Here is a 25,242-nt window from a genome sequence, read left to right as displayed (position 1 = left end):
GTACGGCAAGATGACCGGGTGACCGACCGCGACGACGTCCCCTTCGATCTGGCCTCGATGCGCAAGCAGTACCGGGCCGACGGGCTCTCCGAGACCGACCTGGCCGCGACGCCCGTCGAGCAGTTCGCGCGCTGGTTCAAGCAGGCCGCGACGGACGGCGGGCTGTTCGAGCCGAACGCCATGATCGTGTCGACGGCCGACGCCGAGGGGCGGACGAGCGCCCGTACGGTGCTGTTGAAGCACTTCGACGAGCAGGGCTTCGTCTTCTACACGAACTACGACTCCCGCAAGGCGCGTGACCTGGCGGAGAACCCGTACGTCTCGTTGCTGTTCCCCTGGCACCCGATGGCACGGCAGGTCATCGTGACCGGGGTCGCGCGGCGCACCGGCCGGGACGAGACGGCGGCGTACTTCCGCACCCGCCCGCACGGCTCGCAGCTGGGCGCGTGGGCCAGCGCCCAGTCCTCGGTGATCTCCACCCGGGCCGACATCGACACCGCGTACGCCGAGCTGGCCGCCCGCTACCCGGAGGGCGAGCAGGTGCCGGTGCCCCCGCACTGGGGCGGTTTCCGGGTGGCCCCGCAGACGGTGGAGTTCTGGCAGGGCCGGGAGAACCGGCTGCACGACCGGTTGCGGTACGTGGAGCAGCCGGACGGCAGCTGGCGGGTGGAGCGGCTCAGTCCCTGAGGGAGCCGGGCCTCATATCTTTCCCCGGACGTACCGGGTGCGGTGTCCGTCGAGCAGCGCGGCCACGCGGTTGCGGAATTCCGGTGTGAGCTCGGGCCAGTTCCAGAACTCGAAGCCGAGGTGGGCGAAGGCGAAGTAGTCGTCGGTCCAGGCCCAGTCGCGCAGCGGGACCTGACGGGCGCAGGCCGGGCAGCGGACCTGGGCCGCACCGGTGGCGGACCAGGTGCCGATGGCGTCGGCGAAGGGTGTCCAAGCCTCGTCGATCATCGCCCACGCGTCGTCGACCAGGCGGGTCGTGGTCGAGCAGCGCGGGCAGACGGCTGCCTCCAGACCCCCCGGGCAGCCGTGGAAGACCTTGCGGCCGAGGTGCACGGCGAGACCGTCGCAGGGGCTCTGGGCGGCCTTTCCCGCCACCGCCCGTGACCAGTTCGGGCCGGGCGGGTGCCCCAGGGGCCGTCCCAGGACGCAGTCGGTCAGGTCGGCGAGGACGATGCCCTCTTCGACGAGCGCTGCGAGAACCCGTCGGGCCAGACGGTCGGCGTCCGCCCCGTTCGCGTCGAGGTCGACGATCGTCTGGAAGTGATCACCCATGCCGGAACCGTAGGCCCCGGCACTGACATTGATGCTGATACTCGGGTTCCGGTGGTCGTGACCCGGGCACTGACTGACGCCCTGCTGGGCTGTCTTCGCGTTGTTCTGTCCGGCCGCCGGGACCTGTTCTCATGGGACTCAGCAGGGACGACGACCTCGCTCACGTCTATCGCGACTGGCTCCGAGCCACTTGACAGCAATAGGAGCATCACCGCCCTCAGCCCAGCGTCTCCTCCAGCAGCCCCGCCCACTGCGCGACCACCCGTTCCCGGCGGGCCGCGTCGTCCGTGAGGAGGTTGGCCAGGCCCAGGCCGCGGGCCATGTCGAGGAGGCCCTGGACGGTTTCGCGGACGCCGGGGGCGGACTCGTCGGCGGCGAGGAGGTCGACGGCTATGCGGTGGGTCTCGCGGCCGACGCGGGATTCGAGTTCGGTGACGCGGGGCCGCAGCTGCTCCTCGTTGGAGGCGGCGACCCACAGGTGGAGGGCGGCGCGGAAGAGGGGGCCGGTGTAGAGGTCGACCAGGGCGGCGACGACGGCGTGGCGGTCGCCGGCCGCGCCGTCGGGGAAGAGTGCGCGCAGGGCGGTGGAGCGTTCCTCCGCGACGTATTCGACGGCCGCCGTGAAGAGGTCCTCGCGGGTGGGGAAGTGGTGCTGGGCGGCGCCGCGGGAGACGCCGGCGCGTTCGGCGACCACGGAGACGGTGGATCCCGCCCAGCCGTGTTCGGCGAGGCAGGACACGGCGGCTTCCAGGAGCCGCTGCCGGGTGGCCCGGCTGCGGTCCTGCTTGGGGACTCTCTCCGCACGGTCGGCCGTGCTCACACCACCCATGCCGGATCCCGTCGTTCGAGGAAGGCCGTCATCCCCTCGCGGGCCTGCGGGGAGGAGAACAGCCGGGCCGAGAGCGCGGTCAGGTCCGCGGCGTCCCGGTCGAAGGCTTCCAGCACCCTAGCCGTGAGCAGCCGTTTCGTCTCGGCCAGGGCGTCGGGGGCGGAGCGGCGCAGACCGTCGAGGATGGGGTCGAGGACCGTGTCGACGTCGTCCCCACAGGCGGTGAGCAGGCCTGTCGCCTGCGCTTCCGCCGCGTCGAAGCGTTCGCCGGTGAGGTAGTGGCGGGCCAGGGCACGGGGATCGGCGCGGGGCAGGATCGGCAGGGAGATGACGGCGGGGGCGACGCCGATGCGGACCTCGGTGAAGGCGAAGGTGGCCTGCGTGGAGGCGGCGGCGATGTCGCAGGCGGCCAGGAGGCCGAGGCCGCCCGCGCGGACGTGGCCGGTGACGCGGGCGACGACCGGCTTGGGCAGTTCGACGATCTGCCGCAGCAGGGCGACCAGGGACTCGGGCGGTGGGGGGTCCTTGAGGTCGGCGCCGGCGCTGAAGGTGTTGCCGGTGTGGGTGAGGACGATCGCGCGGACGCCGGGGTCCTTGCCGGCGTCGGTGAGCGCGTCGGCCAGTTCGCCGACGAGGGCCGCCGACAGGGCGTTGCGGTGGTGCGGCGCGTCGAGGGACAGGGTCTCCACGGCACGGGCACGGGTACGGGCGATCAGCGTCATGTGCTCTCCCTGAGCTGTCGGCGGAGGATCTTGCCGGAGGCCGCGCGGGGGACGCCGACGATGAAGGTGACGTGGCGGATCCGCTTGTAGGGGGCCACGCGCTCGGCGACGTACATCATGATCTCCGCCTCGGTGAGATCGGCGGCGGACGGCTGGCGGACGACGTAGGCGTGCGGGATCTCGTTGCCGTCGGCGTCGTACCGGCCGATGACGGCGGCGTCGGCGATGCCCGGGTGGGTGAGGAGGAGGGCCTCCAGCTCGGCGGGCGCCACCTGGAAGCCCTTGTACTTGATGAGTTCCTTGACGCGGTCGACGACGAACAGCCAGCCGTCCTCGTCGACATGGCCCACGTCCCCGGTGTGCAGCCAGCCGTCGGGGTCGATCATCGCGGCGGTGGCGTCGGGGCGGCCGAGGTAGCCCTTCATGATCTGGGGGCCGCGGATGAGGATCTCGCCGGACGCGCCGGCGGGGAGGTCCTTGCCGGGGTCGTCGAGGGAGACGATGCGCATCTCCGTGCCGGCGATGAGCTTGCCGACGGTGCCGGGCGGGGCGTCTTCCACGGCGTCCAGGGGGACGACGTGCGTGCCGGGCGAGAGTTCGGTCATGCCGTAGGCCTGGCCGACGGGCGGCAGGCCGAGGCGCTGGGAGCAGGCGGCCGCGAGGCGGGCGTCCAGGGGTGCGGCGGCGCTGATGATGTACCGCAGGGACGACAGGTCGTACTGGGCGACGGCCGGGTGCTTGGCGAGGGCCAGGACGATCGGCGGGGCCACGTAGAGGGCCGAGATGCGGTGGTTCTGGATGGCCGCGAGGAACTGCTCCAGGTCGAAGCGGGGCAGGACGACGACGGTGGCGCCCTGCCGCAGCGGGGCGTTCATCAGAGCCGTGAGGCCGTATATGTGGAAAAAGGGAAGAACCGCCAGGATGCGGTCTCCCGGGCCCGCGGGTATCGCCGGGTGGAGCTGTGCGAGGTTGGTGGCGATCTGCCGGTGCGTGAGCATCACGCCCTTGGGGATGCCGGTGGTCCCGGAGGAGTACGGCAGGGCGGCGACGTCCTCGGCGGGGTCGATGTCGATCCGTGGCTCGGGGGCTGCCGAGGCGAGCATGTCGATCAGGGAGCGGTGGCCGCTCGCGCTGTCGCACACGAAGATCTCCCGTACGCCGCCCGCGAGTTCGGCGGCGCGCCGGGCGGTGTTCAGCAGGGGTGACACGGTGACGATCCAGCGGGCCGCGGAGTCCCGCAGCTGTTTGGCGAACTCGTCGGCGGTGGCGAGCGGGTGCACGGTGGTGACGGTGGCACCCGCGCGCGTGGCCGCGTAGAAGGCGGTCGGGAAGGCGACGGTGTTGGGGCTGTGCAGGGCGAGGACGTCGCCCTTGCGGACCCCGGCCTCGGCGAGGGCGGCGGCGACGCGCCGGTGGAAGCGGTCGATCTGCTCGTAGGTGAGGGTGGTGCCGTCGGTGCCGTCGATCAGAGCCGGGATGTCACCGAACTCTGCGGCCCGGGCCAGGACGGCGTCGTGGATGGGCAGGTCGACGGGTGGGACGTCTGCGTACTCGCTGCGGAACATGGCTGGTTCCTCCTCGCGCGCGGGCCGTCTCAGGGTCCTCAGTACGACTTGGGCAGGCCCAGGGTCTGGTGGGAGACGTAGTTGAGAATCATCTCCCGGCTCACCGGGGCGATACGAGCCACGCGCGCGGCCGTTATCAGCCGGGCCAGGCCGTACTCGCGGGTGAGGCCGTTGCCGCCGAGGGTGTGCACGGCCTGGTCGACCGCCTTCACACAGGCCTCCCCTGCCGCGTACTTGGCCATGTTGGCGGCCTCTCCGGCGCCCGTGTCGTCGCCCGCGTCGTAGAGGGCGGCGGCCTTCTGCATCATCAGGCGGGCGAGTTCGAGGTCGATGTGCGCCTGGGCCAGAGGGTGGGCGATGGCCTGGTGGGCGCCGATGGGGGTGTTCCAGACGGTGCGGTCGCGGGCGTACTCGACGGCCTTGGCGAGGGCGTGGCGGCCCATGCCGATCGCGAAGGCGGCGGTCATGATGCGTTCGGGGTTGAGGCCGACGAAGAGCTGGAGGAGGCCGGCGTCCTCGTCGCCGACCAGGGCTTCGGCGGGCAGCCGTACGTCGTCCAGGACCAGTTCGAACTGCTTCTCCGCGGCGTTCAGTTCCATGTCGATGGGGCGGCGGGTGAAGCCGGGGGTGTCGCGCGGGACGATGAACAGGCAGGGCTTGAGGCGGCCGGTGCGGGCGTCTTCGGTGCGGCCGACGATGAGGGTCGCGTCGGCGATGTCCACGCCGGAGATGAAGACTTTGCGGCCGGTGAGGAACCAGTCGGTGCCGTCTCTTCGTGCCGTGGTGGTGATGCGGTGGGAGTTGGAGCCGGCGTCGGGTTCGGTGATGCCGAAGGCCATGAGGCGGGTGCCGTCGGCGAGGCCGGGGAGCCACTGTTGCTTTTGGGCGTCGGTGCCGAAGCGGGCTATCACCGTGCCGCAGATGGCCGGGGAGACGATCATCATCAGCAGGGGGCAGCCCGCGGCGCCGAGTTCTTCTAGGACGAGGGAGAGTTCGGAGATTCCTCCGCCGCCGCCCCCGTACTCCTCGGGGAGGTTGACTCCGAGGTAGCCGAGTTTGCCTGCCTCGGACCAGAGTTGGGTGGGGTCCGTTTCCCGGCCGTGGCGTTTGCCGAGTGCGGAGACGGCTTCTCGTAGGGCCTTGTGGCCTTGGGTCTCGATCGCGGTCATGTGACTCCTTCGTCGTGGCTGAGCGCGCAGTTCCCCGCGCCCCTTCAGGTCTGCTGCACAACCGCCAGCAACATGCCCGGCTCCACCTGTTGGCCCGGTACCGCGCACAAGTCGGTCAGCGTTCCCGTCATGGGGGCCGTGATCTGGTGCTGCATCTTCATCGCCTCCAGCCAGAGGAGGGGCTCGCCGACCGTCACGGGCACGCCGGCCCTCAGACCGTCGGCGACTCGGACGACCGTGCCCGGCATGGGGGCCAGGAGGGAGCCCGGGGCGTGCTGGGTGGTGGGGTCGGGGAAGCGGGGCAGGGCGGTCAGGGCGGTGGTGTTGACGTAGACCTGCGTGCCGTAGCGGGTGACCTCGTACTTCCGCTCCACCCCGTCCACCTCGAGGATCACCAGGTGCGCGTCGGCGTGCACCACCCGTACCCCGTCCGCCTCCAGGCCCTGCCGGGTGTGCCGGTAGCGGGCCTCGTACTCCTCGCCCGCCATCAGGTACCGCTTGGTCTGCGGCTGGGAGGGGACGTTGCGCCAGCCGCCGAAGCGGGAGCGGCCCTGGGCGTCGGCGAGGGCCGCGGCCAGCGGGGCGTGCGGATCGGGGGACGGCTCCGTCAGGTCCGGCAGGTGGCGGTCGTAGAAGCCGGTGTCCATGCGGGCCGCGGTGAACTCGGGGTGGCGCAGGGAGCGGACCAGGAGGTCGCGGTTGGTGACGGGGCCGTGGACCGCGGCCCGTTCCAGGGCGGACGCCAGGGTGCGCAGGGCTTCCGGACGGGTGGGGGCGTGAGCCACGACCTTGGCGAGCATGGGGTCGTAGTGGACGCCGATCTCGTCGCCGTCCGTGTAGCCGGTGTCCAGGCGGACGGGCGCCGGGACGCTCAGGCGGTGCAGGGTGCCGGTCTGCGGGGACCAGTCGCGGGCCGGATCCTCGGCGTACAGGCGGGCCTCGACGGCGTGACCACGCGCGCGTGGCGGTTCGGCCGCCAGGCGGTGGCCCTCGGCGATCCGGATCTGCTCCGCGACCAGGTCGATGCCGAACACGGCCTCGGTGACGGGGTGTTCGACCTGGAGGCGGGTGTTCATCTCCAGGAAGTGCGCCCGGCCGTCGGCGACGAGGAACTCGACCGTGCCGGCGCCCACGTAGTCCACGGCCCGGGCGGCCCGTACGGCGAGGGCGCGGACCTCCTCGTCGAGTTCCGGGGACAGGCCGGGGGCCGGGGCCTCCTCGATCACCTTCTGGTGGCGGCGCTGCAGGGAGCAGTCGCGGGTGCCGAGGGGCCAGACCGTGCCGTGGGTGTCGGCGAGGATCTGCACCTCGACGTGGCGGCCGTTCTCCACGTACGGCTCGACGAACACCTCGCCGTCGCCGAAGGCGCTCGCGGCCTCGGCCCGTGCGGTGACCAACGCGGCGTGCAGATCCGCGAGTCGGCGTACGACGCGCATGCCGCGGCCGCCGCCCCCGGCCGCCGCCTTCACCAGCACGGGCAGGTCGGACTCGGTGACGTCACCGAGGGTCCGGATACCCATGAGCTGTTTGGCGCGGGTCTTGGACGCCATGGCCTCGATGGCCTGCGGGGGCGGGCCGATCCAGCGCAGGCCCGCGTCCACGACGGCCCGGGCGAAGCCGGCGTTCTCGGAGAGGAAGCCGTAGCCGGGGTGCACGGCGTCCGCCCCGGCGGCGAGGGCGGCCTTCACGATCAGGTCGCCGCGCAGATAGGTGTCGGCGGGCGCATCCCCCGGAAGTCGTACGCTCGTGTCCGCCACGCGCGCGTGCAGGGCGGTCGCGTCGGCGTCCGAGTGCACGGCGACCGTGCGGATGCCCAGGTCGTGGCAGGTGCGGACGATGCGGCAGGCGATCTCGCCCCGGTTGGCGACCAGCACAGAAGTGATCACTGAAGGTTCCTCACATCCGGAAGACGCCGAAGCCGCCGCGCGCGCCCTCGTAGGGGGCGGTGTGGATCGCGGAGAGGCACAGGCCGAGGACGGTTCGGGTGTCGCGCGGGTCGATGACGCCGTCGTCGTACAGCCGCCCGGACAGGAACATCGGCAGCGACTCGGACTCGATCTGCTGTTCCACCATGGCGCGCAGTGCCGCGTCCGCCTCCTCGTCGTAGGGCTGTCCCTTGGCGGCGGCCGACTGGCGGGCGACGATCGACAGCACGCCCGCGAGCTGCTGCGGGCCCATGACGGCCGACTTGGCGCTGGGCCAGGCGAACAGGAAGCGCGGGTCGTAGGCGCGGCCGCACATGCCGTAGTGGCCGGCGCCGTAGGAGGCGCCCATGAGGACGGAGAGGTGGGGCACGCGGCTGTTGCTGACCGCGTTGATCATCATCGCGCCGTGTTTGATGATGCCGCCCTGCTCGTACTCCTTGCCGACCATGTAACCGGTGGTGTTGTGCAGGAAGAGCAGGGGGATGTCGCGCTGGTTGGCGAGCTGGATGAACTGGGCGGCCTTCTGCGACTCCTCGCTGAAGAGGACCCCTCGGGCGTTCGCCAGCACTCCTACGGGATAACCGTGGAGGGTGGCCCAGCCGGTGGTCAGGCTCGTCCCGTACAGCGGCTTGAACTCGTCGAAGTCGGAGGCGTCGACGATCCGGGCGATGACCTCGCGCGGGTCGAAGGGGCTCTTGAGGTCGCCGGGGACGATGCCCAGCAACTCCTCCGCGTCGTACGTGGGCGGCTCGGCCGGGCCCGGATCTCCGTACGCCTTGCGGTGGTTGAGGCGGGCGACCACGCGGCGGGCCTGCCGGAGGGCGTCCGGCTCGTCGACGGCGACGTAGTCGGCGAGGCCCGAGGTGCGCGCGTGCATCCCGGCGCCGCCCAGGGACTCGTCGTCGCTCTCCTCCCCGGTCGCCATCTTCACCAGCGGCGGTCCGCCGAGGAACACCTTCGCCCGCTCCTTGACCATGATCACGTGGTCGGACATGCCGGGGATGTAGGCACCGCCGGCGGTGGAGTTGCCGAAGACGACCGCGAGGGTGGGGATTCCGGCGGCGGACAGCCGGGTGAGGTCACGGAAGATCGCGCCGCCGGGGATGAAGATCTCCTTCTGCGACGGCAGGTCCGCGCCGCCGGACTCCACCAGGCTGATGCAGGGCAGCCGGTTGACGAGCGCGATGTCGTTGGCGCGCAGGGCCTTCTTCAGCGACCAGGGGTTGCTCGCGCCGCCGCGCACCGTCGGGTCGTTGGCGGTGATCAGGCACTCCACGCCCTCGACGACCCCGATGCCGGTGACGAGGGACGCCCCGACGGTGTGGTCGCTGCCCCAGGCGGCCAGCGGGGACAGTTCCAGGAACGGCGTGTCGGGGTCGAGGAGCAGTTCGATGCGCTCGCGGGCGAGGAGCTTGCCGCGCTTCCGGTGCCGGGCGACGTACTTCTCGCCGCCGCCCGCGAGGGCCTTGGCGTGCTCGACGTCGAGTGCGGCGAGCTTGGCGAGCATCGTCTCGCGGTTGGCGGCGTAGTCCGGGCCGTTGGTGTCGAGCGCGGAGGTCAGGACGGTCACAGGAGGGCCTCCGGTATCTCCAGGTGGCGGGAGCGCAGCCACTCGCCGAGGGCCTTGGCCTGCGGGTCGAAGCGGTGCTGCGCGGCGACGCCGGCGCCGAGGATCCCCTCGACGACGAAGTTGAGGGCACGCAGGTTCGGCAGCATGTGCCGTACGACGGTCAGCTCGCGGCTCTCGGGGATCAGCTCCCGGAACCGGTCGGCGGTCAGCTCGTGGGCGAGCCATCGCCAGGCGTCGTCCGTGCGGGCCCACACCCCGACGTTTGCGTTGCCGCCCTTGTCGCCGCTGCGGGCGCCCGCGACGAGGCCGAGGGGGGCGCGCCGGGTGGGCCCGGGCTCCGGAGGCTCCGGCAGGGGCGGCTGCGGCACCGCCTCGAGTACGGCCGTGTCGTGGGCCGGTGGCACAGGGATCCGGCGCCCGTCATGGAGGACGGCCACATGGTCGACCTCACCATGGGGGACGTACACGTCCTCGAAGACCCCATAGGGCGAGCCTTTTCCGGGTGGGGCGAGCACATGGAAGCCGGGGTAGCTGGCGAGTGCGAGCTCCACGGCCGCGCCGCTCAGCGCCCGTCCGACGACCTGCTGGTCGGGGTCCCGCACGACGAGCCGCAGCAACGCACTCGCCGTCTCCTCGCTGGGGGCGTCGGGGCGGTCGGTGCGGACCAGCTCCCAGCGCACGTCGGCCACTTCGGCGAGGGCCGGTTCCAGCTGCTCCCGCACCAAGGCGGCCTTGGCCTCGACGTCGAGGCCGGTGAGCACGAAGACGACCTCGTTGCGGAAGCCGCCGAGCCGGTTGAGGCCGACCTTGAGGGTGGGCGGCGGTGCCTCCCCGCGCACGCCCTCGATGCGCACCCGGTCGGGCCCGTCCTGGCTCAGCCGTACGGTGTCCAGCCGCGCGGTGACGTCCGGCCCCGCGTACCGGGCACCGGTCGTCTCGTACAGCAACTGCGCGGTGACCGTGCCGACGTCGACGAAACCGCCGGTGCCGGGGTGCTTGGTCATGACGCAGCTGCCGTCCTCGTGCAGTTCGGCGAGCGGGAAGCCGGGGCGGCGGACGTCGCCGTCCCGGAAGAAGGCGTAGTTGCCGCCGGTGGCCTGCGCCCCGCACTCCAGGACATGCCCGGCGGCCACCGCGCCCGCGAGCCGGTCGTGGTCCTGCGGGGTCCAGCCGAAGTGGGCGGCGGCCGGTCCGGTGACCAGGGCCGCGTCCGTCACCCGGCCGGTGACGACGACGTCGGCGCCCGCCCGCAGGCACCGGGCGATGCCGAAGCCGCCGAGGTAGGCGTGGGCGGCGAGGGAGCCCGGGTGGGCGGCGGTGAGGTCGTCTCCCGCCACATGGGCGACGCGTACGGGTAGGCCCAGCCGGTCGGCCAAGTGCCCTACGGCGTCGGCCAGTCCGGCCGGGTTGAGCCCGCCCGCGTTGGTGACGATCCTGACGCCCCGCTCGTGCGCGAGCCCCAGGCAGTCCTCCAGCTGCCGCAGGAACGTGCGGGCGTATCCGGCTTCGGGGTCCTTCAGGCGGTCCCGGCCGAGGATGAGCATGGTCAGCTCGGCGAGGTAGTCGCCGGTGAGGACGTCGAGTTCGCCGCCGGCGAGCATCTCGCGCATCGCGTCGAAGCGGTCGCCGTAGAAGCCGGAGGCGTTGCCTATGCGGAGGGCCGCCGTCACGAGGCCACCTCCCTGTGGCCGCACCGGGACGTCATGAGCCGGGCCTCGCCGCTGTGTCGGGCGTCACGAGCCCGACTGCCCCGCCGCGCTCGGGTGTCACGAGCCCGGCTCCTTAGGTGGGCGTCCGCTGCCCGGCGGGCCCGCGAAGGCCTGCGCGAGGTCCAGCCAGCGGTCGGCGTCGGGGCCGTGGGCGCGCAGGGCCAGGTCGGCGCGATCGGCACGCTGGGTGACCAGGAGGCAGAAGTCCAGGGCGGGGCCGGTGACGCGCTGCGCGGCGTCCTCGGGGCCGTAGGCCCACAGGTCGCCGGAGGGGGCGCGCAGTTCGACGCGGAACGGGTCGGCGGGCGGGGTCAGGCCGTGCACGCCGTAGGCGAAGTCCCGGGTCCGCACCCCGAGCCGGGCCACATGCCGCAGCCGGTCGGTGGGTGGGCGCACCACACCAAGGGCGTCAGCCACGTCCTGTCCGTGGGCCCAGGTCTCCATCAGGCGGGCCGTCGCCATGGAGGCGGCCGACATGGGCGGGCCGTACCAGGGGAAGCGCGCCTTCGGCGGGGCGGCCCGCAGTGCCTCCTCCAGTGCCGTACGGCCCTCACGCCACCGGGCGAGCAACTCGCCGGGCGGGAGTCCGGCGCCCTCCTCGGCGCCCTCGTCGACGAACGAGTCCGGCGCGGCGAGGGCCTTCTCGACCAGGGTGTGGAAGCCGTCGGCGTCCGTGACGGCGAGCAGGGCCGAGCGGTCCGTCCAGGCGAGATGGGCGATCTGGTGGGCCACGGTCCAGCCGGGCGCGGGGGTCGCGAGCGACCAGCGCTGCGGAGGCAACCCGGCGACGAGGCGGTCGAGTTCCTCGCTTTCCTCGCGCAGATCGTCGATCACGGGCGTTGGATCGGACACGGGCGCTCCCCTCGGGGCACGGTGGTGTGCGGGGGTGGTGCGGGGTGGTGCGGCGTGCTGAGGAGCATGGCAGCGGGGTCAGAAACAATCAAGCGTGCTTGCATGAAATTGTGGCGGTGGCCGGAAGCGTGCTCTTCGGCGGCGCGATCAATACACTCTGGGTCGCGCTCGTTCCATCGGTCACGCGTCGGGGGAGACACAAGAATGAGCACCTGGAATCCGGGCGGGCAGCCGCCGTACGACCCGAACGGTCAGCAGCCGTATCCGCCCCGGCCCGGGCCCTGTCCACCGCCGCCGTCACCAGGGCCGTACGCGCCGCAGGGTGGTGGGTATCCGCCTCAGGTGCCGCCGCCCGGGGGTGGTTATCCGCCCCAGGTGCCGCCGCCCGGGGGCGGATACCCGCCCCAGGTGCCGCACCCCTACATGCCGCACCCGGCTCCCCCGCCGCCGCCCGGCCCCGTCGCCCGGCTGCGGCGGCGGATCGGACCCATTCACACCGCGCGCCGGGTGTTCAGGCCGTCCCGGCCGGATCTCGTCGAGGACGCCTTCATCGCGCGCATGCAGAAGATCCGGACGGTGGTGGGTCTGGCCGCGGTGGTGTGGGTGTCGGTGAGCTACAAGGTCAGCAGCTCTCTGGGAGATGTCGCCGAGGACCGTCTCGACCAGTCGTGGTCCAACGTGCTGGTGCTGTCCGTGACGTTCCCGGTGGTCGTGGGCGTGCTGCTGGCCCTGACCGCGCCGTCCGCCCGCCGGGACCTGCTGCGCCGGGCCGCCAAGCCGGTCGGCGCGATGCTGGCCCTGATCGCCGCGGTGTTCGTGTTCCCGCTGACGGTGCTGACCGGCTTCGTCGACGGGCGGTTCGCCACCAACCCGGCGATGACCGCGGTCACCTGGGTGGTCATCGTGCTCATCCTGGTGTGGGTGCTGCCGTTCATCGCGTGGGGTGTCGGCCTGGGCCTGCTGCACGTGTTCCGCACGGCCGACATCCACCAGACGATGCCGCCGCTGCTCGCCATGACACTGGTCTGGGAGATGACGCTGATCGACCTGTTCACCGGGGCGTACGCGGGTGTGCCGGGGCCGGTGCGGGTGGTGTTCCTGCTCGGGGCGCCGCTGTCGGTGACGGCGGTGGGGCTGTGGGAGCTGCGGCGGCTGCGGGCACGGTACGGCATCGACGTGCGGGGGATGCTGGTGCGCTAGGCCTGTGTTGGGGCGGCCTTGTCCGCCTCCCTCGCCGCCGCCTCCAGCCGGTGCCGATGGGCCTCCCACATGGCCCGGTCGCCCGGGGGCATGCTGTCCTTCGCCTGGGTCAGGCCGACCGCCCCGTCGATGAGTTCGCGCACGATGTCGGCGTGGCCGGCGTGACGGCTGGTGTCGGCGATCACGCGCACCAGGATGTGGTGCAGTGTGGTCTCCCGCCGCTCCTCGGGCCACCACGGGACGTGCCCGGTGGCGTCCAGCGGCAACTCCCCGATCGTGCCGTCCGCGTGCTCCCACGCCCGCCGGTACAGCCCGGCGATGTCCTCGCGGGACTCGTCCGGGGTGGCCCACATGTCGGCGTTGGGTTCGGCGTCCTGCGTGTACCACCAGGACGGTGGGTCCTCGGCGAAGAACGGCCGGCCGAAGGTGTCGCCGAAGTACCCCAGCTCCACCCCCGCGGCGTGCTTGACCAGGCCCAGCAGATTGGTGCCGGTCGGTGTCAGGGGGCGGCGGACGTCGTACTCCGAGAGCCCGTCGAGCTTCCAGAGCAGGGCGTCACGAGCGTCCTGGAGGTAGCGGAGGAGGTCGGCCTTGGGGTCGGGTGCGGTCATGCGGGCAGTCTTGCACCGGCCACTGACAACCGGGTTGCCGGTCACCGAGACCCGCTCCTAGCCCTCCAGCCCCGTGCTCTCCAGCGCCGCCTTCTTCCTCCGCCCCGGCCCCACCTGGGTGCGCACCGCGCCCATGCTCGCCGCGACGACGAGGGCGATCGCGGCGGCCTCGGCGGCGCTGAGGGCCTGGTCGAGGATGAGGAAGCCGGCCGTCGCGGCGATGGCCGGTTCGAGGCTCATCAGGATCGCGAAGGTGGAGGCGGGCAGGCGGCGCAGGGCGAGGAGTTCGAGGGTGTAGGGCAGGACCGAGGAGAGCAGGGCGACCGCCGCACCCAGGCCCAGCGTCACCGGGTCGAGCAGCTTCGTCCCCGACTCGGCGATGCCCAGGGGCAGGAACAGCACCGCCCCGACCGCCATCGCCAGGGCCAGCCCGTCCGCTTGCGGGAAGCGGCGGCCCGTGCGGGCGCTGAAGACGATGTACGCCGCCCACATGGCGCCGGCCCCCAGGGCGAAGGCCGCACCCGTGGGGTCGAGATCGCTGAAGCCTCCGCCGCCGAGGAGGAAGACACCGGCGAGGGCGAGGGCCGCCCAGACGACGTTGATCGCGCGGCGGGAGGCGAGGACCGACAGGGCGAGCGGCCCGAGGACCTCCAGGGTGACCGCCGGGCCGAGCGGAATGCGTGCGACGGCCTGGTAGAAGAGGCCGTTCATCGCGGCCATGGTGACGCCGAAGACGACCACTGTGCCCCAGTCGGTGCGCGAGTGGCCGCGCAACCGCGGGCGGCAGACCAGGAGCAGGACGACGGCCGCGACCAGCAGGCGCAGCGCCACGACGCCGAGCGCACCCGCCCTGGGCATCAGCGTCACGGCCAGCGCGCCGCCGAACTGCACGGAGACGCCGCCGGCGAGCACCAGGCCCACGGGCCCGAGCGAGCCGAGCCGGCCCGGGCCGGCCGCGGGTGCGGCGGCGCCGGTCGTGGACTGGGGTGTGGCGGCGGTCTCCGGCGTGGTCACGGGCGGGTCCTGGGCTCGGGGGTCGGTGTCCGGGTCGGGCGGCATGTGCGGTGCGTACACCCGGACACACACACCGTACATCCCGGTGCACTGCACGGTCCAGGGTAATGGACTCCGTCAGGTGCGTGAACCCCTTTTGCCTCTGTCTCGCGGCGTGAGACGTCACCGCGGGGAGGGGTCCTGAGGCCTCACCGCCGGGAGAGGTAGAGGTCGAACGCCTTGTAGAGCAGCCGGTTGAGCGGGTAGTCCCATTCGCCGAGGTACTCCACGGCCTCGCCGCCGGTGCCCACCTTGAAGCGGAGCAGGCCCAGCAGGTGGCTGGACTCCTCCAGGGTGTCGGTGATGCCGCGCAGGTCGTAGACGGCGGCGCCCAGTGCGTGCGCGTCGGTCATCATGCGCCACTGCACGGCACTGCTCGGCTGGACCTCGCGGCGGCGGCTCGTGGAGGCGCCGTAGGAGTACCAGACGTGGTCGCCGACGGTCAGCATCGTGGCCGCGGCGAGCACCTCGCCGTCGTGGTGGGCGAGGTAGAGCCGCATCCGGTCCGGGTGTTCCGCGGTGAGCGCGCTCCACATGCGCTGGAAGTACGGCAGGGGCCGCGGGATGAAGCGGTCCCGCTCGGCGGTCTCGCAGTACAGCTCGTGGAAGGCCGGCAGGTCCGCCACGTCGCCGCGCACGACCTTCACGCCGGCCTTCTCCGCCTTCTTGATGTTGCGGCGCCACTGCTGGTTCAGGCCGTTGTGGATGTCCTCCAGCGACCGGCCGGTGAACGGCACCTGGAAGACGTAGCGGGGCTGTCCCGCGGCGAAGCCGTCGTCACCGGAGGCCTCGGACTGCCGCCAGCCCATGCGGCGCAGACCGTCCGCGACCTGGCCGGCCCGCGGTTCGTACGACGTCGCCCGCACGTCGCGCAGCCGCCGGGCGGCCGGGTCCGCGATCGCCGCCTTGACCGCCTCGGCGCTCCAGCGGCGCACCACGACCGGCGGGCCCATGCGCACCGCGAAGGCGCCCCGTCGTCTCAGGTGCGCGAGCATCGGCTCCAGCAGACGGTCGAGGTCGGGCCCGTGCCAGTCGAGGAGCGGGCCCTCGGGCAGATACGCGAGGTAGGGCGGCAGCCCCGGCAGTCGTGGCCCGGGCAGCGGACGCAGCAGCACCAGTCCCGCGCCGACGAGCTGTCCGCCGTCGTCGAACCAGCCGAGGCTCTCCGCCTTCCAGTCGGGCTTCACCTCGCCCCAGGACGGGAGCTGGGTGTGGCTGGCGGAGGGGCGGGCCGTGACGAACGCGAGGTGCTCGTCACGGGTGATCGGCTGGACGCGGACGCTCATGCGCGGGCTCCTTCTAGCAGCGGCCCTCGACGGGCAGTGACTGGTCCCGCGAGCCTAGGAGCGGCGTCGGCCCTCCCCCGGCTCAGACACTCGCTCCACCGACCCCGTGGCCCGAACGCCTCACAGCCTGGAAGCCTCACCTGCAAGACCGCCGGCCCCATGGCCCGAAACACCGACCCCAGGCCCGCCCCCAGCGAGCCTCCCCGTGGCCCGAAAAAGCCTCACGCCCCGTCTCGCGCGGGGTTTCCGTCCGCCCCGTCTCGCGCGGCGTTCCCGTCCGCCCCGTCGTGCCCGGCGTTTCCGTCCAGCGCCTCGGCCAGTACCTCCGCCAGGTGCCTGCCCCGTACACCCGCCAGCTGCTCCAGCTGGGTGCGGCAGGAGAAGCCGTCCGCCAGGACCACCGTGCCGTCCGGGGCGTCCCGCACCGAGGGCAGCAGCTGTTCCTCCGCGCAGGCGGTGGACACCTCCCAGTGGCCCTTCTCGAAGCCGAAGTTTCCCGCGAGGCCGCAGCAGCCGCCGCTCAGTTCGCCGGTGAGCAGGGCCGCCTCCCGCAGCCGGCGGTCGGCGGCGTCGCCGAGCACCGCGTGCTGGTGGCAGTGGGTCTGCCCGGCCACCGGACGGTCCACGCGCGGCGGCCTCCAGCCGGGGGCGTGGCGCTCCAGCGTCTCGGCGAAGGTGAGGACCTTGGCGGCGAGGCGGGCGGCACGCGGGTCGTCGTGCAGCAGCTCGGGGACGTCGGTGCGCAGGGCCGCCGCGCAGCTCGGTTCCAGGACCACGACCGGCGCGTCGGTCTCCAGCACCGGTTCCATCAGGTCGAGCGTGCGGCGCATGACGGCCCGGGCCCGGTCCAGCTGGCCCGTCGACACGTACGTCAGTCCGCAGCAGACCCGGCCCCGGCCGCGCAGCAGGGACAGCGGGTCGAGGGCGACCGTCCTGCCGTCGCCCACCGGTGGCTTCTCCAGCCGCAGCGTCGGCGGCAACGCCACCCGCAGCCCGGCCGCCTCCAGCACCCGCACGGCGGCCTGCCCCACGCCCGGCGAGAGGTGCTCGGTGAAGGTGTCGGGCCACAGAACGACGAGCGGCCCCTGCCCTGTGCCTCCGGGACCGCCGTGAGCGGGTGCGCCGCCACCGGCCGCGCCCCCTGCACCGGCACCGCCGCCCCCTGCCCTGCGCCGCTCCCACCACCCGCTGAACGTCCGCGTCGCCAGCCGTGGGATCTCCCGCTCGGGCGCGATCCCGCCCAGCCGCTTCGCCGCCCGGGCGAACGGCCGTACCGCGGACAGCGCGTTGACCAGCCGGGCCGTGCGGGTGCGGGACACCGCCCGGAGCCACACCGGCAGCCGGCCCATCGAGTGGTGCGCGGCGGGCCGGCGCCGCCCGGCGTAGTGCTGGTGCAGGAACTCCGCCTTGTAGGTGGCCATGTCGACCCCGACCGGGCAGTCCGACCGGCAGCCCTTGCAGGACAGGCACAGGTCCAGCGCGTCCCGGACCTCGGTCGAGCGCCAGCCGTCCCTCACCACCTCACCGGCGAGCATCTCGTGCAGCAGCCGGGCCCGCCCGCGTGTGGAGTGCTCCTCCGCGCCCGTCGCCCGGAAGGACGGGCACATGACGCCCGAGCCGGACACCGACGTCGTACGGCACTTGGCGACGCCCACGCAGCGCCGCACCGCCGCCGGGAAGTCACCGCCGTCGGCGGGGTAACCGAAGGCGACGTCGACCGGTTCGCGCGGCAGCACCGAGAAGCGCAGGTCCGCGTCGAGGGGCGCGGGGCGCACGAGCATCCCGGGGTTGAGCAGGTCGTCCGGGTCCCACACGCCCTTGGCCCGCTCGAACAGCCCCACCATCTCGGCCCCGTACATCTTCGGCAGCAGCTCCGCCCGCGCCTGCCCGTCGCCGTGCTCCCCGGACAGCGACCCGCCGTGCGCCACCACCAGCTCCGCGAGCTCCTCCGAGAAGCGGCGGAAGCGGGCGACACCGGCCTCGGTGAGGAGGTCGAAGTCGATCCGGACGTGGATGCAGCCGTCCCCGAAGTGCCCGTAGGGCGTGCCGCGCAGTCCGTGCGCCGCCATCAGTGACCGGAAGTCCCGCAGGTACGCGCCGAGCCGGGCGGGCGGTACCGCGCAGTCCTCCCAGCCCGGCCACGCCTCGGTGCCGTCCGGCATGCGCGTCGCCGTACCGCTCGCGTCCTCCCGGATCCGCCACAGTGCGCGCTGCCCCGCCGGGTCGGTGACCACGAGCGCGTCCAGGACGTCGGCGGCCCGCACGATCGCCTCCGCCCGCGCGCGTGCCTCGCCCGCCGACTCCCCGCCGGTCTCCACGAACAGCCAGGCCCCGCCCCGCGGCAGCGCCTGCGGGGACGGCACCAGGTCCGCCGCCATGCCCTCCACCGTCAGCGGCCCGAGCGGCAGCAGTCCGGCCGCCGCCTCCGCCGCCGCGCTCTCGTCGGCGTAGCCCAGCACGGCCAGCGCACGCGCGCGTGGCGCCTCGACCAGGCGTACGACCGCCTCCGTCAGGACGCCGAGGGTGCCCTCGGAGCCGCAGAAGGAGCGGGCCACGTCGGCGCCGCGCTCGGGCAGCAGGGCGTCCAGCGCGTACCCGGAGATGCGGCGGGGCAGCTCCGGGAAGCCGGTGCGCAGGCGCCGCAGTTCTCCCTCGGCCAGGGCGCGCAGGCCGTCCGGCGCCCCGGCCCAGTCCTGCCCGAGCCGCAGCCGCCCGCCGCGCGCGGTGACGACGTCCAGTTCCCGCACGCTGTCCGCGGTCGTCCCCCACGCCACGGAGTGCGAGCCGCACGAGTTGTTGCCGATCATGCCGCCGAGGGTGCAGCGGCTGTGGGTGGACGGGTCGGGCCCGAACCGCAGGCCGTGCGGGGCGGCGGCCTCCTGGAGCCGGTCGAGCACCAGCCCCGGCTGCACGACGGCCGTGCGCCCCTCGGCGTCCAGCGACACGAGGCGGTTCATGTGCCGGGTGAAGTCCAGCACCACGCCCGTGCCCGTCGCCTGCCCGGCGATCGACGTGCCACCGCCCCTCGCGACGACCGGAACCCCCCGCTCCCGGCACACTCCCAGGACAGCCGCCACGTCGTCGGCGTCACGGGGAGCGACCACCCCCAGGGGCACCCGCCGGTAGTTGGAGGCGTCCATGGTGACCAGCGCCCGGGACGTGACGTCGAACCCCACGTCACCCCGGACGGCCCGGCGCAGCTCCGCCTCGAGGGCGGCCAGATCCCCGACATCCGTCATGCGTCCAGCATGCACCCGGCCACTGACAGTGACGGCCCGGGGCGCCCCCGGCGGCTCAGCCCTTCACTGCGGAGCTCGCCACGCCCGCGACGAACCAGCGCTGGAAGAACGCGAAGACGATCAGCACGGGCAGCACCAGCAGCACACCGAAGGCGAGGATCTGGCCCCAGTCCGGCGGCTGCTGGCCCTGGAAGACGCTCATCTCCAGCGGCAGGGGGCGCACGGACGGGTCGGACACCATCAGCACCGGCCACAGGAAGGAGCCCCACTGGATGAGGAAGGTGAGGATCGCGACCGAGGCGAACACCGGCCTGGACATCGGCACGATGATCGCGAAGAAGGTGCGCCAGGGACCCGCCCCGTCCAGCCGCGCCGCCTCCTCGATGCTCGGCGGGATCTTCTTGAAGAACGTGTGGAACTGGTAGATCGCGAAGGCGTTGGCGACGAACGGCAGCGCCTGGATGAAGAGGGTGTTGCGCTGTCCGTTGAACAGGTAGAACAGCGGTACCGCCACCGACTCGAACGGGATCAGCATCAGCAGCAGGACCAGGGTGAACACGGCGTTCTGCCCACGCCACTTCAGCCGGGTCAGCCCGTAGGCCGCCATCGAGTTGACGATCAGCCCGCCCGCCACCACCACGAACGACAGCAGCACCGACACGCCCATGAACTGCCAGAAGTAGCCGGTGCTCTCGGAGTTGAGGCTGTCGAGGACGGCGGTGTAGTTGTCGAAGGAGAGGTGGGTGGGCAGGAAGCCGGACAGGCCGTTCAGCACCTCGTCCGACGGCTTGAGGCTGCCGAGGAAGAGGTAGAGCGCGGGGAGGGCGAAGACGAACGCCAGGACGCTCAGGACGGTGTAGTCCAGGACGCGGCGCACGGGCGTACGGGTCATGGCCATGGGTAGGTCAGTCCTCGTTGTCGGGCCGGACGACGCGGCGCTGGACGATGGTCAGGGCGACGACGATCAGGAAGAACACCACCGTGACGGCCGAGGCCTGGCCGATGTCGTTCTGGTCGAAGGCGGTGGTGACGGCCTGGTACATCACCGTGCGGGTGGCGTCCTCGTCCAGGCCGCCGCCACGGATGAGGATGTACACCTGGTCGAAGACCCGGAAGGACAGCACCGAGGTCAGCATCGCGACGAACACGAGGGTGCCGCGGATGCCGGGCAGGGTGACGTGCCGGAACTGCTGCCAGCGCGAGGCGCGGTCCAGCTGGGAGGCCTCGTAGAGCTCGCCCGGGATCTGCTGGAGGCCGGCCAGCAGGATGACCATCTGGAAGCCGACGCCCTGCCACACCGACAGCACGATGACCGAGCCCATCGCGGTGAGGCCGTCACCGAGCCAGTCGAAGGCACCCCAGTTGCCGAAACTCACCGTGTCCAGCAGGGAGTTGAGCATGCCCTGCTCGCTGCGGGCGAGGATCAGCCGCCAGATCACCGCGACCAGCGCCATCGGGAAGACCACCGGCATGAAGAAGAACGACCGGAACAGGCCGATGGCCTTCAGCTTGCGGTTGAGCAGGATCGCCAGCGCCAGCGCAAGACCGGTCTGGAGCGGTACGACGACGACGGCGAAGGTCAGGTTGTTCAGCAGCGCCCGCAGGAACGGGCCGGACAGGTCGGGGTCGGTGAACAGCCGCCGGTAGTGCTCCACGCCGAAGAAGGTGGGCTCCAGCGGCGAGCCGAGGCGGACGTTGTAGAAGGAGAGCACCACGGCGTAGCCGAACGGGATGCCGACGAAGGCGATCAGCCCGACTACGGCCGGGGCGGACATCAGCAGCCCGTGCAGCCGGTCACGGTTGCCGCGCGCGTGACGCGGGGGCTTGGCGGGAGGTGCGGACGAGACGGCCTGCGCCGGGCCTCGGGCCGCGGCGTGCGCGGGTTCCACGGTTTTCACGACAGGGGTCCTCTTCCCGGCGGGGCGGCGCGGTCGGTGCGTGGCCGCGTCCTCGCGGCAGCCAGGTCACCGACGGCCCGCCCGGGCCGATGCGTCCTGCGGGTTACGGGATCTCGTAGCCGGCATTGTCGGTGAAGTCGCGGTCGATGGCGCGGGCGGCCTTCCGCAGGGCTTCCCCGGGGTCGGCGCCGCCGTAGATCGAGTTGAGGGCCGTGTTGAACTTGGCGGTGACGGTGGGGTATCCGGCGGTCACCGGGCGGGTGACGGCGACGCAGGAGGAGGTGATGTCGCTGTCGCCGCACGGCTTGGCCAGCTGGTCGGCGAAGAGCTGGAGCGGGCCGCCCTTCCTGTACAGCTCGCTCTTGGCGAGGGCCGACCTGGTGGCGGGCACGGCGCCGTTGGCCTTCGTCATGGCGCCGACGTTGGTGTCGTTCAGCAGGTAGTCCAGGAAGGTGCCCGCGGCCTTGCCGTTCTTGCTGTCGGCGCCGATGCCCCACGCCCACGAACCCTGGCCGGTCTTGGGGCCGTTGCCGAAGTCCGGCAGCGGCAGCACGGCGAGGTCGTCCCCGAGGGCCTCGCTGTAGGCGGGGTAGTTCCAGTGACCGACCCAGCTCAGCGCCACCTTGCCCTTGGCGAAGGCGTTGCCGTCGGTGTTGGGGTCGACGTAGGGCTTCCACGACTGGAAGGTCTTCATCGCGGAGACGGTCTTCGGGCTGTCCAGGGCGCCCTCGGCCTTGCCGTCCTTCAGCAGGCCGCCGCCGGCCGACCAGACGATCGGGGAGAAGCCGAAGGTGCCCCACTCGGAGGCCAGGCCGTACTGCTCCGATATGTCGAGGACCTTGCCGTCGGCGTCCTTGCCCTTCAGGGCCTTGAGGGCCTTGCCGAACTCCTCGGCCGTCCAGGCGTCGTCCAGGCCCTTCGGGTACGTCACGCCGGCCGCGTCCAGCAGCTTCTTGTTGGCGTACATGCCGAGCCCGGCGTCGAACATGCCGAGGCCGTAGTGCTTGCCGTCGATCTCGCCCTGCGCCTTGATCGCGTCGGTGGCGTTGGCGAGGGTCTTGGCGGAGACGTGGCCGTCGACCGGGGCGAGCTTGCTGTTGTAGACGAAGTTCGCCATCGTCGGGCCGTCGAACTCCAGCACGTCCGGCAGTTCGGAGGCGTCGGTGGCGGTGATGGTCTTCGTGTAGTCCTTCTCCGGTATGAGCTTCAGCTCGGCCTTGACGTCGCTCTGCGAGGAGTTGAAGGACTTCACCGCGTTCTGCAGCGCGGTCGCCTCGCTCGCCTGGCCCTGGTGGGCCCAGACGCTGATGGTGCCCTTGCCGCTGCCCTCCTCGGCGGAGGTGTCGCTGCCGCCGCCCCCGCCGCCACAGGCGGCCAGCGCGGCCAGCGGCAGCAGGGCGAGGGCCGTCAAGCCCGTACGGCGGTGTTTTCCAAGGTTGTTGATCATGGTGGTGCCTCCGAGGGCGGGTGTGCGGTGGGTGCGCGATGGGTGCGTGACCGGCGGGCCGGTGCGCGGACCGGGGCCGCGCGCGGACAGTGGGGCCGGTGCGCGGACGGTGGGCCGGGGGCGGCAATGGCCCTCCGGGGGCGGACGTACCAGGGGGTCGGACGTACGAGGGGGGCGGACGTACGAGGGGGGTGGACGTTCGACGGGGCGGGCGGGGGCTACCGCCGGTTGCCGTGCGGTGGGGCGGTGGTCTCGCGGAGGATGAAGCGGATGGGCATCTCGACGGGGCGCGGCGACACGGCGTCCCGTCCGTCCAGACGCACCAGCAGCAACCGGGCCGCCTCCCGGCCCTGGGCCGCGACCGGCTGGGCCACGGTGGTCAGCCCGACCACCTCGGACAGCTCGTGATCGTCGAAGCCGACCACGGACACGTCCTCGGGAACCCTCAGCCGGTGCCGGCGCAGGGCGCGCAGCGCGCCCATCGCCATCTCGTCGGACTGGGCGAACACGGCGGTCGGCGGATGGCGCAGCGCGAGCAGCTCGGTCATGGCCCGCTCGCCGCCCTCGACCGTGTAACCGCCGTCCGCCTCCAGGACGGGGTCGGGCTCGATCCCGGCGTCGGCCAGCACGTCGAGGTAGCCCTGCCGGCGGTCGAGGGGCGTGGTCCAGTGCAGCGGCTCGCTGGCGCCGGAGATCATGCCGATCCGCCGGTGGCCGAGGTTCACCAGGTGCCGTACGGCGCTCTCCGCCCCGCCCCGGTCGTCGATGCCGACCACCGTGAAACCGGGCCGGGCGCCGCCGACCGTGGTCGCCAGCGGCACGCCGAGGGAGCACAGGGCGGCGGCTTCCTCCGGGTCCGGGATCAGCAGGGACAGCACGGCGTCGACCCGCTTGCGGATCGGCAGCTTGGTGAAGAAGCGCTTGCGCGCCTCCGGTGAGCCGAGGTTGTACAGCAGGACGTCGTACCCGGCGGCGCTGAAGACCTTTTCCGCCGCGTCCAGCACCGTGCCGAAGAACCAGCGGCCGACGTAGGGGACGACGACGCCGATGGTGTAGGTGCGTCCGCTGGCCAGGCTGGAGGCCGAGCGCGAGGCGGTGTAGCCCAGCTCGGCGGCGGCCGCGACGATCCGGGCCCGCATCTCCTCCGACACTCCCGAACGGCCGCGCAGGGCGCGGGACACGGTGGACGCCGAGACGCCGGTGGCCTCGGCGACATCGGTGATGCTGACCGTCACGGGACGCTCCTTGATCGGGGGCACGCCGCGTGGCGGGGGTCCGGAGCACGTCGGCGGGAGTGGGAGTGACGAGACCGTAAACCCGCTCACCTGGTTGCGCAAGCGTTTGCGTTCATATTTACTTCGGCTGACTCTCAGAGGGACTCCGCCCAGCAAGTTCACAGCGCACACGTTTGAGTGCCGCTGCCGGCAGACAGGACCTGTCCATGCGATACGCGCCGCCCGGCCTCTGCGTGAACGACTTCGACCTCCTGCGCCACGCGGACGGCACCTACACCGTGCTGCACCTGCAGGGCCCGTGGACGGCCGAGTTCGACCACCTGCGCATGGAGACCTCCTACGGCCGGGCCACCTCCGCCGACCTGGTCGGCTGGGAGCCGCAGGGCACGGCCTTCGGCAACGGCCTGCCGGGCCGCTTCGACCAGCAGGCGGTGTGGACCATGCACGCCTTCCCGCACGGCCCCGGCATGGCGATGCTCTACACCGCCGTCTCCGGGCTCACCCCGGGCGGCTGGCCCCTGCAGTCGGTCGGCCTGGCCCGCTCCGAGCGCACCGACGGCACCGGCTGGCGCCGCCACGGCACGGGGCCCGTCGTCGAGGCGGACGGGCGCTGGTACCGCACGGGCGAACACATGGGCTGGCGCGACCCCTTCGTCGTACGCGACGACGAGTCCGACGGCTGGGTGATGGTGGTCTGCGCCGCCGACGCCTCCCTGCCCGTCGAGGTCGGCGGGTGTGTCGCCTGGGCGACCTCCGACGACCTGGAGCACTGGACCGTCCAGCCGCCGCTGGTCTCCCCCGGCGACGTCGACGAGTTCGAGTGCCCGGTCCTCGAACGCCTCGACGACGGCAGCTGGCTGCTGCTCGGCTCCATCGGCGCCACCCGGGGCTTCGAGGCGTGGACCGCTCCGCGCCTGCGCGGCCCGTGGACCCGCCGCGGTCCGCTCGGCCCGACGGGCGCGTACGCCCCGCGCGTGGTCGCCGCCCCCGACGGCTCACGCGTCGTGCTGCACACCACCCCGCGCCGCGTCGGCCTCAGCGACAGCGGCGAGCGCTGCCGCGGCATGCTGGCCCAGCCCAAGTCCCTCGCTCTGCCCGCGGATTCGGCGCCCCGCCTGGAGTGGTGGCCGGGCCTGGACCCCTGGCTCGGCGAGGAGACGTACGACGCCCCGCTGCACGCGGTCGGTGACATCGCCCTGTCCGGCCGCACCGAGATCACCCTGCGCACGCAGGTCTCCGACGGGGCCCGGCCCGCGCTCACGGTCGGCTGTGACGGCAAGCACGTCCAGGTCACCGGCCCGGACGGCGACCTGCTCGGTGAGACCCGCCTCCCGGAGCCCGCCGCCTCACTGCGCGTCCTCACCGTCGGCGAGTACGTCGAGGTCTACGCCGACGGTGTCTTCGTCCTCACCACCCTGTGCTACTCCGGCCGCCCGGCCCCCTGGACGGCCACGGCCGAGGGCGGGACCCGCCCCGTCGCCGTCCGCCCCCTGCGGCTGCCGGACCCGCACCGCGACGACGCCTCGGCCGTCTGGCCCGGCCCGCCGCCGCACTGACCGGTCCACACACCCGTCCGGCCCGGCCCGCCAACGCACTGACCTGTCCACACCCCGTCTCACCCGACGGACGAGGTTTCGCCCAGGTTTCTGGAAAC

The 25,242-nt window shown here is 72.7% G+C and carries 20 protein-coding genes; 3 read left to right on the top strand and 17 right to left on the bottom strand.

The genetic code is table 11. The features are described from left to right. Positions 1-18 precede the first annotated feature (18 nt). A complete protein-coding gene (gene pdxH, locus AB0B29_RS09895) occupies positions 19-687 on the top strand; it encodes a pyridoxamine 5'-phosphate oxidase (RefSeq protein WP_362236387.1) in 669 nt (222 codons plus the stop codon). A gap of 12 nt (positions 688-699) precedes the next feature. On the opposite strand, the gene AB0B29_RS09890 is transcribed toward pdxH, so the two are convergent. The 9 genes from AB0B29_RS09890 to AB0B29_RS09850 all read right to left on the bottom strand — a co-directional run bounded on the left by AB0B29_RS09890 (position 700) and on the right by AB0B29_RS09850 (position 11,619). Continuing rightward, positions 700-1,278, bottom strand: coding sequence for a hypothetical protein (locus AB0B29_RS09890; RefSeq protein ID WP_362236384.1), 579 nt, complete (start codon positions 1,276-1,278; stop codon positions 700-702). 217 nt (positions 1,279-1,495) lie between these two features. After that, positions 1,496-2,107: a TetR/AcrR family transcriptional regulator gene (locus AB0B29_RS09885; protein ID WP_362236381.1), complete on the bottom strand. Its 612-nt coding sequence runs from the start codon at positions 2,105-2,107 to the stop codon at positions 1,496-1,498. After that, complete coding sequence (locus AB0B29_RS09880) at positions 2,095-2,829, bottom strand: enoyl-CoA hydratase family protein (RefSeq protein ID WP_362236379.1); 735 nt, start codon at positions 2,827-2,829, stop codon at positions 2,095-2,097. Before AB0B29_RS09880 ends, AB0B29_RS09885 begins: the two co-directional genes overlap by 13 nt. Continuing rightward, positions 2,826-4,394 carry a 4-coumarate--CoA ligase family protein gene (locus tag AB0B29_RS09875; protein ID WP_362236376.1) on the bottom strand — a complete coding sequence of 523 codons (1,569 nt, stop codon included), beginning with the start codon at positions 4,392-4,394 and terminating at the stop codon, positions 2,826-2,828. Before AB0B29_RS09875 ends, AB0B29_RS09880 begins: the two co-directional genes overlap by 4 nt. Positions 4,395-4,432: 38 nt before the next feature. Then, positions 4,433-5,563: an acyl-CoA dehydrogenase family protein gene (locus AB0B29_RS09870; RefSeq protein WP_362236373.1), complete on the bottom strand. Its 1,131-nt coding sequence runs from the start codon at positions 5,561-5,563 to the stop codon at positions 4,433-4,435. 44 nt (positions 5,564-5,607) lie between these two features. Then, a complete protein-coding gene (locus AB0B29_RS09865) occupies positions 5,608-7,449 on the bottom strand; it encodes an acetyl/propionyl/methylcrotonyl-CoA carboxylase subunit alpha (protein WP_362236370.1) in 1,842 nt (613 codons plus the stop codon). Positions 7,450-7,459: 10 nt separating this feature from the next. Further along, positions 7,460-9,058 carry an acyl-CoA carboxylase subunit beta gene (locus AB0B29_RS09860; RefSeq protein ID WP_362236368.1) on the bottom strand — a complete coding sequence of 533 codons (1,599 nt, stop codon included), beginning with the start codon at positions 9,056-9,058 and terminating at the stop codon, positions 7,460-7,462. Next, on the bottom strand, positions 9,055-10,728 hold the full coding sequence (locus tag AB0B29_RS09855; protein ID WP_362236367.1) for an acyclic terpene utilization AtuA family protein: 1,674 nt from the start codon (positions 10,726-10,728) through the stop codon (positions 9,055-9,057). The genes AB0B29_RS09860 and AB0B29_RS09855 overlap by 4 nt, the downstream gene beginning before the upstream one ends. Positions 10,729-10,824: 96 nt before the next feature. Beyond that, positions 10,825-11,619: a TIGR03084 family metal-binding protein gene (locus tag AB0B29_RS09850; protein WP_362236365.1), complete on the bottom strand. Its 795-nt coding sequence runs from the start codon at positions 11,617-11,619 to the stop codon at positions 10,825-10,827. A gap of 204 nt (positions 11,620-11,823) precedes the next feature. Between AB0B29_RS09850 and AB0B29_RS09845 the strand changes: the two genes are divergently transcribed. After that, positions 11,824-12,819, top strand: a complete 996-nt coding sequence (locus AB0B29_RS09845; RefSeq protein ID WP_362236363.1) for a hypothetical protein — start codon at positions 11,824-11,826, stop codon at positions 12,817-12,819. Here AB0B29_RS09845 and AB0B29_RS09840 read toward each other — a convergent pair. From AB0B29_RS09840 to AB0B29_RS09805, 8 genes are all read right to left on the bottom strand, one after another. Further along, entirely contained in the window at positions 12,816-13,430 is a 615-nt protein-coding gene (locus tag AB0B29_RS09840) for a DinB family protein (protein ID WP_362236361.1), read from the bottom strand. The genes AB0B29_RS09845 and AB0B29_RS09840 overlap by 4 nt on opposite strands. Positions 13,431-13,487: 57 nt before the next feature. Further along, positions 13,488-14,489: an EamA family transporter gene (locus AB0B29_RS09835; protein WP_436845815.1), complete on the bottom strand. Its 1,002-nt coding sequence runs from the start codon at positions 14,487-14,489 to the stop codon at positions 13,488-13,490. 143 nt (positions 14,490-14,632) lie between these two features. Then, positions 14,633-15,769 (bottom strand): lipid II:glycine glycyltransferase FemX, encoded by a 1,137-nt coding sequence (locus tag AB0B29_RS09830; protein ID WP_362236358.1) that lies wholly within the window; start codon positions 15,767-15,769, stop codon positions 14,633-14,635. Positions 15,770-15,990: 221 nt separating this feature from the next. Then, the gene (locus tag AB0B29_RS09825; protein WP_362236356.1) at positions 15,991-19,008 is read right to left on the bottom strand and encodes an FAD-binding and (Fe-S)-binding domain-containing protein; all 3,018 of its coding nucleotides are present in this window, start codon (positions 19,006-19,008) and stop codon (positions 15,991-15,993) included. 55 nt (positions 19,009-19,063) lie between these two features. Next, positions 19,064-19,906 carry a carbohydrate ABC transporter permease gene (locus tag AB0B29_RS09820; protein WP_362236354.1) on the bottom strand — a complete coding sequence of 281 codons (843 nt, stop codon included), beginning with the start codon at positions 19,904-19,906 and terminating at the stop codon, positions 19,064-19,066. Positions 19,907-19,913: 7 nt separating this feature from the next. After that, positions 19,914-20,906 (bottom strand): carbohydrate ABC transporter permease, encoded by a 993-nt coding sequence (locus AB0B29_RS09815; RefSeq protein ID WP_362236352.1) that lies wholly within the window; start codon positions 20,904-20,906, stop codon positions 19,914-19,916. 103 nt (positions 20,907-21,009) lie between these two features. Further along, on the bottom strand, positions 21,010-22,353 hold the full coding sequence (locus AB0B29_RS09810) for an ABC transporter substrate-binding protein (protein ID WP_362236349.1): 1,344 nt from the start codon (positions 22,351-22,353) through the stop codon (positions 21,010-21,012). A 218-nt stretch (positions 22,354-22,571) separates the two neighbouring features. Continuing rightward, positions 22,572-23,588 (bottom strand): LacI family DNA-binding transcriptional regulator, encoded by a 1,017-nt coding sequence (locus AB0B29_RS09805; RefSeq protein WP_362236347.1) that lies wholly within the window; start codon positions 23,586-23,588, stop codon positions 22,572-22,574. 206 nt (positions 23,589-23,794) lie between these two features. On the opposite strand from AB0B29_RS09805, the gene AB0B29_RS09800 reads away from it, so the two are divergent. Further along, positions 23,795-25,144, top strand: coding sequence for a mucin-1 (locus AB0B29_RS09800; RefSeq protein WP_362236344.1), 1,350 nt, complete (start codon positions 23,795-23,797; stop codon positions 25,142-25,144). The last annotated feature ends 98 nt before the right edge of the window (positions 25,145-25,242 follow it).

This window comes from Streptomyces tibetensis (assembly GCF_040647715.1).
Classification (GTDB): domain Bacteria; phylum Actinomycetota; class Actinomycetes; order Streptomycetales; family Streptomycetaceae; genus Streptomyces; species Streptomyces tibetensis_A.
This window is presented reverse-complemented; position numbering and strand designations above follow the sequence as displayed.